Genomic DNA, 13864 nt, shown 5'->3' with positions numbered 1-13864 from the left:
ATTCCAACCCGAATTATACCAGCCGGGGTCGAGCGGCCCTGGTGTGCCCACTATGGCACAGCCACGATCTGTGCATGTTCCACGTGGAACCGGGCGATGTGGGTCAGTTCTTCCAGCGCCGCCGGCGTTTCGGTGGCGGTGATGAAGATCTGTGCCGGTCCATTGAGCAGGCGCTCCAGAACCCGCGCCTGGTGGGTGCGATCCAGCTCCGAGGCCAGATCATCCAAGGCGATCACGGGCCATTCGCCGCGTTGTTCCGCATAGTCCTCGGCCTGGGCCAGCAGGCAGGCCAATGCCGTCAGCTTGGCCTGGCCGCGGGACAACGCATCACGACCCGGGATGCTGTGGAAATCCACACTCCAGTCCGCCCGGTGGGGGCCGACCGAGGTATACCCGGCCTGCCGGTCACGTTCCCTCGCGAGAAGCAGGGCATCCGCCAGGGGAAGCTCATGCCGCCGCCAACCGGGGCTCAGCTCCAATCCCTGGATACCAAGTTGCGGAGCCAGGCTCGCGGCCAGGGCCACGGTGCGCTGCTGCAGGCGTTCCAGGTAGTGCTGCCGACGGCTGGTCAGCGGTTCTCCGGCCTCGGCCAACTCATGATCCCAGGTATCGAGCATCCGCGACGGCCCGCCTTGCTTGAGCAGGGCGTTGCGCTGCTTCAGCGCCCGGGAGTAGCGGCGCCACAGGGACAGAAAATCCGGTTCCACGTGGAACAAGCCCCAATCGAGGAAGCGGCGGCGGGGTTCACCACCACCGCTGACCAACGCATGGCTACCGGGCTCGAAGGTCACTACCGCCAGCGCTGCGCAGAGATTGCCCAGCTGCGCGACATCTTCGCCGTCCAATCGTCCCTTCCAGTCCTGGCCACTGTGGCGCAGGCCAGCCTTGCGGCGGTGGGGCGGGTGATGGGCACGCTGTTCGTCCCATTCCACGAAGATTTCCAGCGCTTCCTGGCCCTGGCGTACCAATCCATCGCGGACCCGACCACGGAAGCTGCGCCCATACGCCATCAGGTGGAGGGCTTCCAGCACACTGGTCTTGCCGGCACCGTTGTCACCGGTCAGCAGGTTCAATCCTGGCTGGGGCGACAGGTCCACCGCACTGAAGCGACGCAGTTGGTGCAGGGCGAGGCGGCGGATAAGCATGGGGCGCGAAGGACCATCCGCACGGGGCGGTAGAGGGGGCAGGGAATCCATCAGCTTACTGCATCGGTCAAGCCGGACGGGCCCTCGGCGGCTGCCATGCCGGAGGGTGGAACGAAGCGGAGGTCCGGATCGCGTGTTCCACGTGGCGGCGCTTCAGCGAAGGGCACGATCTCCGGTCTGAAGCCCCTGGAAATCCTTCAAATCTGCAGCGGGAGGCAGGGTATGGACCCTCAGAATTCAACGATTCCACTCCCTGTGTCCGGACCCCGTGCGCGCCACGTTCCCGCAGTCGCCGTAAATGGCCCGCAGATTTCAAGAAATCTGCGATGCCGTCTCCTGGACGGTTCCACAGATTTCAAGGAATTCACGCCGTCCGTTTCACGCTGTCCACAGCGGCCATGTATGACTTATACACAAGGTATGGGCAATCTGTGGATAAAAAAGCCATTTTGACCAGGCTCTGAAACTATCCACAGGTTCCCCCCCAGCCTGAGGGGCCTCTATACAGGGGGTTTCAGGTGCATAAATACCTTTTAAATCATATAGATAAGGCATTTTTCCACGAGATCTGGCGCTACCATCATCACCATGCTTTAGATTTATACCCAGATTTAGAAGCTAGGCTCGGCCCGATCTGACCCGAACCAGAGCTGTGGACAGTGGCGTTTTCAGAAGCGGCAACGAAGATGCAGGACGTCCATTCCACCTGCTCGCTGATGGGCAAGCGGGGCACCGAAGCTTGATCCTGGAATCCGGCAAGCGCGGCAGAGCAATGCGGTTTGATTCTCTGACCATGGCCTGTTGCCCGGCTGCTTCAGTTCAAAGGTTTCAGAAGGATCGTTCGGAGACATCAAGCATCCCGTGACCGAGGACATCCACTCGGGCAGGATCCGTTTCAACGGGTTCGCGTTCGATGCTCCACGTGGAACCTGCAAAAAAAAACGCCCGGGAAGATCCCGGGCGTCGTTCGGTTCCACGTGGAACAGCGCAGCGGTCAGAGCCGCAGCGGCATCACCACGTGGCGCGACTTCTCGCTGCTGGATTCACGCACCAGCGCCGACGAGTTGGAGTCGCGCAGCTGGATGATGACTTCCTCGTCGCGCAGGGCGGAAAGGGCGTCCAGCAGGTAGTTCACGTTGAAGCCGATGGCCAGATCGCTGACCGTGGTGTCGGCTTCGATCTCTTCCTGGGCTTCTTCCTGTTCCGGGTTGTGTGCGCTGATCTTCAGGTTGCCCGGCGAGACTTCCACGCGGATGCCGCGGTACTTCTCGTTGGACAGGATCGCGGCGCGCTGCAGCGAGGCACGCAGTGCTTCGCGATCAACCTTCACTTCGCGGTCGGCACCGATCGGGATCACCGCTTCATAGTCCGGGAAACGGCCGTCGATCAGCTTCGAGGTGAAGGTGACATCGTCGCGCTTGACGCGGACGTGGCTGCGGCCGACTTCCAGCTCGATCTCGCGATCGCCGCTCTCCAGCAGGCGCTGCAGTTCGGTCACGCCCTTGCGCGGCACGATGATCTGGCGCTTGGAACCACTGGGCTTGGCCAGGTCGGTTTCACATAGCGCCAGGCGGTGGCCGTCGGTGGCGACGGTACGCAGGGCATCGCCGCGCAGATCGAACAGCAGGCCGTTGAGGTAGTAGCGCACGTCCTGCTGGGCCATCGCGAACGCGGTGCGCTCGATCAGTTCCTTCAGGGTCGCTTCGCCGATGGCCACGCGCTCGGTGGCTTCCACTTCGTCAACCGACGGGAAGTCGTTGGAGGGCAGGGTGGCCAGGGTGAAGCGGCTGCGGCCCGCTTGCACGGTGATCTTGTCACCGGTCTGCGAGACGGTGATCCGGCTGCCGTCGGGCAGAGCACGGATGATCTCGAACAGCTTGCGGGCGGGGATGGTGGTTTCGCCGTCCTGGGCATCTTCAACCGCGATCCGCGACACCATCTCCACTTCCAGGTCGGTACCGGTCAGCGACAGCTGGCCGTTCTGCACCTGGACCAGGAAATTGGCCAGAACCGGAAGGGTCTGGCGGCGTTCGACCACGTTGACGACCTGTGCCAACGGCTTGAGAAAGGCTTCGCGCTGCAGTGTGAAACGCATGTGGTTCCGTGCCCCTATGCTTTAAAAAATGTGGAATAAATCAAAAGCTTGGTGGTGCTGGTAGAGACAGAATCGCTGGAAAACAACGCTAAGTCTTTGTAAATAAAAGAGTTTCAGGCATCGAAACCCTCTGTATTACCGACCCCCAGGGGGTGGGGAAAGCTGTGGATAGATCTGGCGCCATTTCAGACGCCATTTTTATCCACAACGTGTCCCGCGCTTGCTACCGGATTCTGCACCGTTTTGTGCGATGACGCCTCATCGGCATCCGTGCATCATTCGCTCAGCTTCCGGATCAGCTTGTCCCAGTCCTCGCGGAGCTTGCCGTCGGTTTCCATCAGGGTCCGGATCTGGCGGCAGGCATGCAGCACCGTGGTGTGATCGCGACCGGCAAAGGCATCGCCGATCTCGGGCAGGCTGTGCTCGGTCAGTTCCTTGGTCAGGGCCATGGCGACCTGGCGCGGGCGGGCCAGCGAGCGGGTCCGACGCTTCGACAGCAGATCCTTGATCTGCAGGCCGTAGTAGTCGGCAACGGTTTTCTGGATGTTGGGAATGCTGATCGCCTGCTGCTGGGCGCGCAGCAGGTCGCGCAGGGTTTCCTGCGCGAATTCGGTGGTGATCGCGCGGCCGGTGAAATTGGCGCGGGCGGTCAGGGTATTGAGCGCACCTTCGAGGTCGCGCACGTTGGAGCGCATCTTCTTGGCGATCAGGAACGCAACATCATCGGGAATCTCGGCACCGCGCTCGCGTGCCTTGGCCAGCACGATCGCGGCGCGGGTCTCGAAGTCCGGCGGTTCGATCGCGACCGACAGGCCCCAGGCAAGCCGCGATTTCAGGCGCGCTTCCAGGCCCTCGACTTCGCGCGGATAGCGGTCGCAGGTCAGGATGATCTGCTGCTTGCCATCGAACAACGCGTTGAAGGTGTGGAAGAACTCTTCCTGGGTGCGGTCCTTGCCGGCGAAGAACTGGATGTCATCGATCAGCAGCGCGTCCACCTGCTGGAACTGGCGCTTGAACTGATCCATGGTCTTTTCCTGCAGGGCCCGGATCATCGCGCTGAAGAACTGTTCCGAACGCAAGTACAGCACCTTCGCACCGGGATTGGCCTGGCGCATGGCGTTGCCGGCGGCGAACATCAGGTGGGTCTTGCCCAGGCCGGTGCCTCCGTACAGCAGCAGCGGGTTGTGCGCGCGGTCGCCCGGCTTCTGCGCTGCCTGGAAGGCGGCGGCCAGGCCCAGCTGGTTGCTGCGGCCTTCAACGAAGTTGGCGAACGTGTAGTGATTGTCCAGGTTGCCGGCGAACGGCACCTGCGGTTCACTGGACACGTGCGCCGATGGCGTGGAAACCGGCGCGTTCTGCGCCTCCACGGGACGCGGGCGCGAGCCGATTTCAAGAAAAACGTCGCTGAAACCGGCGAAATGCGCCAGCAGTTCGCGGATCCGGGCCAGGTACAGCTCGCGGACCTGGTCGACGATGAAGGCATTCGGTGCATACAGCACCAGGCTGTCCACGCGCAGATCGGCCTGCAGCGGCTTCAACCAGGTATGAACGTCTTCCGGCGGGAACTCCGCTTCGAGGCGCTCGAGACTACGGGACCAAGCATCCATCAGCAATAATCGTCCGGTGGCCGGGGCATGGACGCGACAAGGCGCCCAAACACAGGCCGGAAAGGGGGGAAATGGATGGCTCAGACTACCACCGAGCGCCTGCCTTCGGAATGCTTGTCCCCTACTTATTCACAAAAACATCCACAGCTATTGCACAGCCCAGTGAATTCGCGTAGCTGCCAGGGGTTGACTTGGGGCGGGGTACCTCTCTAGAATTTCCGGTTCTTTCCGTCCCATTCATACGAGAGGCCCCCAATGGCCACGAAGCGCACCTACCAGCCCAGCAACCTCAAGCGTAAGCGCGACCACGGCTTCCGTGCCCGTATGAAGACCGCTGACGGCCGCAAGATCCTGTCGCGTCGCCGCGCCAAGGGCCGCAAAGTCCTGAGCGCCTGATTGCCATGCCGCACCTCGCGGCAGACGCAATCCCTTCGACAGTGAATACTGCAGACCCGCGCAAGCGATTCCCTCGCTCTGCGCGGGTGCGCACGCGTGCCGAATACTCAACGGTCTTCAACGGCGCCCGCCGTGTGTCCGATCCGCTGATGACCCTGCACTGGCTGCCGGCTGACCGGCCGGCCAGGCTGGGTCTGGCGGTTTCCCGCAAGGTTGATCCGAACGCCGTCGGGCGTAACCGGATCAAGCGCGTCCTGCGCGACATCCTGCGTCAGACACGTACCGACATCCAGCCAGGCGACTTTGTCGTCGTGGCTCGAAGTGCTGCGCGTTCCGCCAGCAACGACGAGATCCGCCAGGCCTTCCTGCGCCTGCTGCGTCGCCTGCGTGCATTGCCCACGCCGGGCGTGGACGGCACAATGCCGCCGCCTGATGGCATCGCAACTCCTTCTTTGACCGAGCCGGCATCGCGTCCCGGCCCCGCCGAGCCTGTCCGCTGATGAACCAGACCCGCGTATTCCTCATTTTTGCCTGGCTGATGGTGGCCGTGCTGCTGTGGATGGAGTGGAGCCGTGAAAAGGCTGCTCCGACCCCGGCACCGACGACCACGTCGGCCCCGGCCGCCGCACAGAGCGTTCCGGGCGCAACCCCGGGCGCCATCCCCAGCGCCCAGGTGCCGGGTGCCCCCGGCCAGGCCGCCGTGCAGGCCCAGGCCAGCGCCACGCCGGCCAGCCAGCGCGTGACCGTCACCACCGACGTGCTGCGCCTGGTGCTCGATGGCGGCCGCGTGCTCGATGCCGAGCTGCTGCAGTTCCCGCAGACCAAGGACGAAGGCAGCCCGCCGGTCCGCCTGCTGACCGAAGACCCCGCGCACCCGTACAGCGCGATCAGTGGCTGGGCCAGCGAAGACAAGAACACCCCGGTCCCCGGCGCCGACGGCTTCAAGCTGGTCGGTGACACCAAGGACTTCGTGCTGGCCAAGGGCCAGAACGAGCTGCAGATCCCGTTCGTGTGGACCGCCGACAACGGCGTGACCATCAAGCGCACGCTGACCGTCTCGCGCAACGAGTATGCCGTGCGCTTCAAGGATGAAGTCAGCAACGCCGGCGCCGCGCCGTGGAACGGCTACGTATACCGCACCCTGGACCGCACCCCGACCATCCTGTCGCGGAGCATGACCAACCCGGATTCCTTCAGCTTCAACGGTGCCACCTGGTACGACAACGACAAGAAGTACCAGCGTCGTGCGTTCAAGGACTACCTGGAAGACGGCACGCTGAACCAGAACATCACCGGCGGCTGGCTGGCGATGCTGCAGCACCACTTCTTCACCGCCTGGATCCCGCAGAAGGACCAGACCGCACACTACGTGCTGTCGCAGGTGGCCGGTCGTGACCTGATCGAAGCGCGTGGCCCGGCCTTCACCCTGGCCCCGGGCCAGTCCACCAGCACCGAAGCCCGCCTGTGGGTCGGCCCGAAGCTGGTCAACCTGATTGCCAAGGAAGACGTGCCGGGCCTGGACCGCGTGGTCGACTACAGCCGCTTCTCGATGATGGCGGTGATCGGCCAGGGCCTGTTCTGGGTGCTGAACCAGGTGCACAAGCTGGTCGGCAACTGGGGCTGGGCGATCGTCGGCCTGGTGGTGCTGCTGAAGCTGGTGCTGTACCCGCTGTCGGCGACCCAGTACAAGAGCGGTGCCAAGATGCGCCGCTTCCAGCCGCGCATCGCGCAGCTGAAGGAACGCTATGGCGATGACCGCCAGAAGTTCCAGACCGCGATGATGGAGCTGTACAAGAAGGAAAAGATCAATCCGATGGGCGGCTGCCTGCCGATCCTCATCCAGATGCCGATCTTCTTCGCCCTGTACTGGGTGCTGGTGGAATCGGTCGAACTGCGCCAGGCGCCCTGGTTCGGCTGGATCCAGGACCTGACCGCACGCGACCCGTACTTCATCCTGCCGGTGATCAACGTGGCAGTGATGTGGTTCACCCAGAAGCTGACCCCGGCACCGGGCATGGACCCGATGCAGCAGAAGATGATGCAGTTCATGCCGCTGGTGTTCGGCGTCATGATGGCCTTCATGCCGTCCGGCCTGGTCCTGTACTGGGTGGTCAACGGCGGCCTGGGCCTGCTGCAGCAGTGGTGGATGACCAAGCGCCATGGCGGCGAGCCGGTCCCGGCCACCACCGCGCCGGCCCCGGTCAAAAAGAAGTAATCGGTAGAGCCGGCCGCTGGCCGGCTGACCCCAGCAGAAGCCCGCCGCAAGGCGGGCTTTTCGCATGCGGCGTTAGAATCGCCGGCACACCGTTCCTCCCACCTTCGAGTCCACCATGCCGCGTGCGTCGTCGTTCCGCCTGTTCCTGCCCTCGCTGTTGTTGACGCTGGTTGTTGCCGGCTGCGGCGACAAGGACGCGAAGGCGCCGACGACCACGGTCACCCAGCCCAGCGCGCAGGCTGCGGCCGCCGCCGATCCGGCCGCGGCACCGCTGCTGGCTGCGCTGCAGAAGCAGCTCGACGGCTACCGCCGGATCATCGTGCTGCTGGCCGATGAGGACCAGCAGTCGGCCGCCGACCGCGGCACCTCCACGCGCGTGGGACAGCAGCTGTTCCACGATGGCCTGGAACAACGCTCGGCGATCGCCGCGCAGTTCGACACCCTGCTGCGCGGTACCAGCCCGCAGCGCTTCGCCACCCTCGGCACCGTGCTGGACTACATCGAGTCGGCGCCGGAACTGTTCGACGCTGACCGCCTGGCCTTCCGCGAAGTGCTGCGTGATCTGCATGAGCGCATTGGCACGGATTCGTCGCTGCCGGCGGTGAAGCTGCATCAGCGCGTCGGCGAGGACCTGGAGGCGCTCGACGAGATCGAGCGCAACTACAACCAGGAACTGACCCGCATCTTCAGCCGCTTCGAGCGCACCCGTGCCATCGAGCTGAAGCGTGAGAAGTGGGACGACTACATCGCCCACCTGCACAAGGACTACAGCCGCGAAGCGATCCTGCGCGACTATGGCGTGATCGAGCCGTACCCGATGTCGATGAAGGACAGCGACCGCGAGATCTTCGGCCGCGACCTGCCGGCCAAGACCGTGGTGCTGACCTTCGACGATGGCCCGCACAAGGCCTACACCGATGAAGTGGTGGCCATCCTCAAGCGCTATGACGTGCCGGGCGTGTTCTTCGAGGTAGGTCGCAACCTGGGCAAGGTCGAGGCCGACGGCAAGGTCAGCCTTGGCCCGATGGCGAAGATCAGCCGCAACCTGATGGAAGACGGCTATGCGGTCGGCAACCACAGCCTGACCCACGCCCAGCTGTCGCGCACCACCGGGGATGCGCTGCGCCAACAGGTACTCGACACCGACACGCTGCTGAAGGACGTCGACAGCAAGCGCGCGCCGCTGTTCCGCTTCCCGTATGGTGCGCGCAACGCCGAAGGCCTGCAGCTGCTCAACGAAGCCGGGCTGAAGTCGATCATGTGGAACATCGACTCGATGGACTGGGCCGACCCGGTGCCGGAGTCGATCGTGCAGCGCGTGCTCGACCAGGTGAACAAGGAACAGCGCGGCATCATCCTGTTCCACGACATCCACGACCGTGCGGTGAAGGCGCTGCCGCAGATCCTCGACCGGCTGATCGCCGATGGCTACCAGTTCGCCGGCTGGAATGGCCGCGAGTTCACCGTTGCCCGCGCGCGCAAGGGCGAGGCCAGTGCCGCCACCGTCACCACCGGCTACGAGAAGTCCTGGGCGATCGTGGTCGGCATCGACACCTACGCCAAATGGCCGAAGCTGGAGTACGCCAGCCACGATGCGCAGGCGGTGGCCGATACCCTGACCGGGCAGTTCGGCTTCCCGTCCTCGCAGGTGATCGTGCTGAAGAACGAGCAGGCCACCCGCAACAACATCCTGGCCGCTTTCCACGACCGCCTGGCCGACGACCGCACCGGCAAGAACGATCGCGTCTTCGTGTTCTTCGCCGGCCATGGCGCGACCCGCCAGCTCGCCTCCGGGCGCGACCTTGGCTACATCATCCCGGTCGATTCGGATCCGAAGGAATTCGCCACCGACGCGATCGCGATGACCGACATCCAGAACATCGCCGAAAGCATGCAGGCCAAGCATGTGATGTTCGTGATGGATGCCTGCTACAGCGGCCTCGGCCTGACCCGTGGCGGCCCGTCGTCGTCGTCGTTCCTGCGCGAGAACGCGCGTCGCAGCGCGCGGCAGATGCTGACCGCCGGCGGTGCCGACCAGCAGGTGGCCGATGCCGGCCCGAATGGTCACTCGGTGTTTACCTGGGTGTTGCTGCAGGCGTTGGCCGGCAAGGGCGACCTCAACGGCGATGGCCTGATCACCGGTACCGAACTGGCCGCCTACGTGGCGCCGGCGGTCTCGGCGGTCTCGCACCAGACGCCGGCCTTCGGCAGCCTGCCCGGTTCGCAGGGCGGCGAGTTCGTGTTCCAGGTGCCGGACAGCCAGGAATTCCTCAACGCCGATACGCGCCAGCTGACCGCCGATGCGATCGCGCTGAACAACAAGGTGGATGCGGCCAGTGAGGCCAAGGGCAGTCAGGCACCGGTGACCGTGGCCGACCTGCAGGGTGGCAAGGCCAAGCTGGTGGTGCCCACCGCCGGCCCGGCATCCGACCGCCAGCGCGCGCAGCAGGCCAACGACCGCGGCCTGCAGCTGTACCGCGAGAAGCAGTACGACGAGGCGGCCGCGCAGTTCACCGAGGCGCTGAAGCTGCGCCCGGACTTCGCCCAGGCCGCCAACAACCTCGGTTTCGTCTACTACCGCCAGCAGCGCTATGCCGAAGCCGCGCGCTGGCTGGAGAACACGCTGAAGATCGACCCGTCGCGTGCGGTGGCCTATCTCAACCTGGGCGATGCCTACTTCAACGCGGGCGACAAGGCCAAGGCCAAACAGGCCTACACCACCTACCTTGCGCTGCAGCCGCAGGGCAGTGGCGCGGCGCAGGCACGTGCGCAGCTGGGGAAGCTCTGAGCGATGAACGACGCGATCCGTACCGACACCATCGTGGCCATCGCCAGTGCGCCCGGCGCCGGCGGTGTCGGCCTGCTGCGCCTGTCCGGCCCGCGCGCTGCAGCGATTGCCAATGCGCTGGGCGCACCTGCATTGCGTCCGCGCCACGCGCACTACGCGCGCCTGCGTGATGCCGACGGCGAGGTCATCGACGATGGCATCGTGCTGTGGTTCCCGGCACCGAACAGCTTCACCGGCGAAGAGGTGGTGGAACTGCAGGGCCATGGCAGCCCCGTGCTGCTGCAGCAACTGGTCGCGCGCTGCATCGCGCTCGGTGCACGCCAAGCGCGCCCGGGCGAGTTCAGCGAACGTGCGTTCCTCAACGGCAAGCTCGACCTGGCCCAGGCCGAGGCCATCGCCGACCTGATCGCGGCGGGCGACAACCGTGCCGCGCGCGCTGCACGCCGTTCGCTGGACGGCGTGTTCTCGCGCCGCATCGAGGCCGTGGTCGAACAGTTGGTGCTGCTGCGCATCCATGTGGAAGCGGCCATCGACTTCGCCGACGAACCGCTGGATACCCTGGGTGGCGCACAGGTGCGCCGTGGCCTGGAACAGGCGCGCGGCGATCTTGCTCTGCTGCGGCGGGATGCCGAACGTGGCCGTCGCCTGCGCGACGGCCTGCATGCGGTGCTGATCGGTCCGCCGAACGCGGGCAAGAGTTCATTGCTCAATGCGCTGGCCGGCAGCGAGCGCGCCATCGTTACCGACATCGCCGGCACCACCCGCGACACGCTGCGCGAGACCATCCGCCTGGACGGCCTGGAGCTGACCCTGGTCGACACTGCGGGCCTGCGCGACGGCGGCGACGCCATCGAACGCGAAGGCATGCGCCGCGCGCACGTGGAAATCGAGCGCACCGACCTGGCGCTGATCGTGCTGGATGCGCGCGATCCGGCGGCCGGCGAAGCGGCGCTGGGCGATGCCGTGGCGGCGGTGCCGCACAAGGTCTACATCCACAACAAGTCGGATCTGCTGACGGCGCTGCCGACGCTGGACGATCCGGACCGCGTGTTCGTTTCCGCCGCCACCGGCGCCGGACTCGAAGATCTTCACGCGCGCCTGCGCTCGATTGCGTCGGCCGGGGCAGGCGAGCAGGTGGACGGCGAGTTCTCCGCGCGCACCCGCCACGTCGATGCGATCGAGCGCGCGCAGGAACATGCGCAGCGCGCCGATGGTGAGCTGGCGCATGAGCACCTGGAACTGGCCGCCGAGGAACTACGGCTGGCGCATGACGCGCTGGGCGAGATCACCGGGCAGATGAGTGCCGATGACCTGCTGGGAAGGATCTTCTCCAGTTTCTGCATCGGCAAGTAAGGCTGGGGCCAGATCCCCGAAGGGGCTCCGACCCCGTCATCGATCAACCGCGTGGCTCATGCTCTGGCAGGTGCCAACCTTCGCTCTGGTAGGTGCCAACCTTGGTTGGCACAGGGCGTCCGGGGTCATGGACGCCGGCTGGCAGAGCGCCGACCAAGGTCGGCGACTACCGGATCCATGGGGTCCCCCGCCTGTCACATTGCCGCCGCATACTGACGCCCATCACATACCGCTTGGGGAAGTCGCAGTGAAGTCGTGGGGTTGTGCGTTGCTGTTGTCGCTGGCCGTGGCACCATCGGTGGCCATGAGTGCTGAATCCTCCACCCCGGCCGCACACAAGGTGTCGGTCTACGGCCATCGCGGGGCAAGCGCACTGCTGCCCGAGCACACCCTGGCCTCGTATGCGCAGGCCATCGCCGATGGCGCCGACTACATCGAACCGGACCTGGTGATGACCAAGGACGGGGTGATGGTGGCCCGCCACGAGAACGAGATCAGTGGCACCACCGATGTCGCCTCGCATCCCGAATTCGCCAGCCGCCGCACCAGCAAGGTCATCGACGGGCAGAAGGTCGATGGCTGGTTCACCGAAGACTTCACCCTGGCCGAGCTGAAGACGCTGTACGCACGTGAGCGCCTGCCGGAACTGCGCAGCACCGCCTACGATGGCCAGTTCCGCATTGCCAGCCTCGACGAGATCCTTGCCTTCCTGGTGCAGCAGGCCGGCCGTGCCAACCGCGGCATCGGCCTGGTGCCGGAGATCAAGCATCCGACCTACTTCCAGTCGATCGGCCTGCCGATGGAAGACAAGCTCCTGACCGCGCTGCGCGGCAACGCCTATACCAACGTCGGGCCGGTCACCATCCAGTCGTTCGAGACCGCCAACCTGCGCTACCTGCGCGGCAAGATCGGGCGGGGCAGCAACATCCGCCTGCTGCAGCTGCTGTGGAAGGGCGATACCCAGCCGGCCGACATCGCCAAGGCCGGCGGCACGCTGACCTATGCGCAGATGATGACCCCGGCCGGATTGAAGGACATTGCCGTCTATGCGGACAGCATCGGTCCGGAGCTGCGCTCGATCATTCCGCTGGACGCCAAGGGCGCACTGGGGACACCGACCACGCTGGTACAGGACGCACATGCAGTGGGCCTGATGGTGATTCCGTATACCTTCCGCCCGGAGAACCACTTCCAGGCCAGCAACCTGCGCAAGGGTGCCGACAACGCGCGCAATGCCGAGGGTTCGGTCGCGGAGATGCGCGCCTATCTGGCCACTGGCATCGATGCGTTCTTCACCGATGACCCGGCGCTGGGCCGGCAGGCGGTGGATGGCATGGGCACGGCGGGGAATGCGGCGAACTGACGGGCTCTGGTAGATGCCAACCTTGGTTGGCACACGCCAGGAGTGCCGACCAAGGTCGGCCACTACCGGTTCATGAGGTTGCCGGCCAGCGGCCGGCACTACCGGTCACCTCAACCGCGGGGGTCTTCCGGCCGACGGAACGGGATCACCACGTAGTCCTGGCCCTCGCGCGGCTGCCACAGCACCGGCACGCGCTGTGGTGACGGCGGTTCCAGCTCGTCGTCGGCCAGCGGCTCGACCTCGTCCTCTTCATCTTCCCAGCTGTAGCGCGGGCGCGGTGGCAGCGGGTCGGCGTTGCGGAACAGCAGCGCGGCGATGATGCCGGCGAAGGCGCCGCCCATGTGCGACTGCCAGGACACGCCGTCGGCGTGCGGCAGGATGGTCATCAGCATGCCGCCGTAGAACAGCATGCCGATCAGGCCGGTGGCGATCGCCGCACGGTCACGGCGCAGCAGGCCGAGGCTGGCCAGCAGGAACATCAGGCCATGGGTGACGCCACTGGCGCCCAGGTGCACGCTGCCCGGATTGCCCAGCATCCACGCGCCGATGCCCGAGCCCAGCCACAGCAGGGGCAGGGCGCGCACGGTGGCTTTTGGGTAGACGCTGCCGGCCAGCGTGCCGAGGATCAGGATCGCGATGCTGTTGGCGGCGATGTGCTCGACCGAGGCATGCAGCATCGGGCCGCCGATCAGGCCGAGCAGGCCCTTGGCTTCCAGCGGCGCGACCGCCCACGGTCGCCAGGCGAACGTGCCCTGCAGGGCGAACACGGCCACCAGCACCAGCACGGCGGCCAGGCTGACATTGAACGCCCGAAGGATGCGTGAGCGGTCATTGCGGGGCGCCGGCGCGTCGCCGGCGGGCAGGGGCGCGTTGTTGTTCATACCTCAGCAATGGCGGTGGTT

10 protein-coding genes are annotated in these 13864 nt (G+C 65.4%); 6 read left to right on the top strand and 4 right to left on the bottom strand.

Features of this window, described 5'->3' with window-relative positions; all coding sequences use genetic code 11:
- Nucleotides 1–50: 50 nt before the first annotated feature.
- The 3 genes from recF to dnaA form a co-directional block, all read right to left on the bottom strand.
- On the bottom strand, nt 51–1145 hold the full coding sequence (gene recF, locus D5301_RS19620) for a DNA replication/repair protein RecF (protein ID WP_153856643.1): 1095 nt from the start codon (nt 1143–1145) through the stop codon (nt 51–53).
- A 994-nt stretch (nt 1146–2139) separates the two neighbouring features.
- Nucleotides 2140–3240 carry a DNA polymerase III subunit beta gene (gene dnaN, locus D5301_RS19615; protein ID WP_005411731.1) on the bottom strand — a complete coding sequence of 367 codons (1101 nt, stop codon included), beginning with the start codon at nt 3238–3240 and terminating at the stop codon, nt 2140–2142.
- Nucleotides 3241–3515: 275 nt separating this feature from the next.
- Entirely contained in the window at nt 3516–4847 is a 1332-nt protein-coding gene (gene dnaA, locus D5301_RS19610) for a chromosomal replication initiator protein DnaA (protein ID WP_005411730.1), read from the bottom strand.
- Between the two features lie 255 nt (nt 4848–5102).
- Here dnaA and rpmH point away from each other — a divergent pair, with 255 nt between their 5' ends.
- The 6 genes from rpmH (at nt 5103) to D5301_RS19580 (ending at nt 12962) form a co-directional block, all read left to right on the top strand.
- A complete protein-coding gene (rpmH, locus tag D5301_RS19605) occupies nt 5103–5243 on the top strand; it encodes a 50S ribosomal protein L34 (protein WP_005411729.1) in 141 nt (46 codons plus the stop codon).
- A gap of 5 nt (nt 5244–5248) precedes the next feature.
- Nucleotides 5249–5743: a ribonuclease P protein component gene (gene rnpA / locus D5301_RS19600; protein WP_080355007.1), complete on the top strand. Its 495-nt coding sequence runs from the start codon at nt 5249–5251 to the stop codon at nt 5741–5743.
- Entirely contained in the window at nt 5743–7458 is a 1716-nt protein-coding gene (gene yidC, locus D5301_RS19595) for a membrane protein insertase YidC (RefSeq protein WP_153856642.1), read from the top strand. Before rnpA ends, yidC begins: the two co-directional genes overlap by 1 nt.
- 115 nt (nt 7459–7573) lie before the next feature.
- The gene (locus D5301_RS19590; protein WP_153856641.1) at nt 7574–10246 is read left to right on the top strand and encodes a polysaccharide deacetylase family protein; all 2673 of its coding nucleotides are present in this window, start codon (nt 7574–7576) and stop codon (nt 10244–10246) included.
- 3 nt (nt 10247–10249) lie between these two features.
- Complete coding sequence (gene mnmE / locus D5301_RS19585; protein WP_153856640.1) at nt 10250–11599, top strand: tRNA uridine-5-carboxymethylaminomethyl(34) synthesis GTPase MnmE; 1350 nt, start codon at nt 10250–10252, stop codon at nt 11597–11599.
- Nucleotides 11600–11846: 247 nt separating this feature from the next.
- The gene (locus D5301_RS19580; RefSeq protein ID WP_110714226.1) at nt 11847–12962 is read left to right on the top strand and encodes a glycerophosphodiester phosphodiesterase; all 1116 of its coding nucleotides are present in this window, start codon (nt 11847–11849) and stop codon (nt 12960–12962) included.
- A 110-nt stretch (nt 12963–13072) separates the two neighbouring features.
- On the opposite strand, the gene D5301_RS19575 is transcribed toward D5301_RS19580, so the two are convergent.
- Complete coding sequence (locus D5301_RS19575) at nt 13073–13843, bottom strand: rhomboid family intramembrane serine protease (protein ID WP_153856638.1); 771 nt, start codon at nt 13841–13843, stop codon at nt 13073–13075.
- Nucleotides 13844–13864 lie beyond the last annotated feature (21 nt).

It is taken from the genome of Stenotrophomonas sp. MH181796, from assembly GCF_009659995.1.
In the GTDB taxonomy this organism is placed as follows: domain Bacteria; phylum Pseudomonadota; class Gammaproteobacteria; order Xanthomonadales; family Xanthomonadaceae; genus Stenotrophomonas; species Stenotrophomonas riyadhensis.
This window is presented reverse-complemented; position numbering and strand designations above follow the sequence as displayed.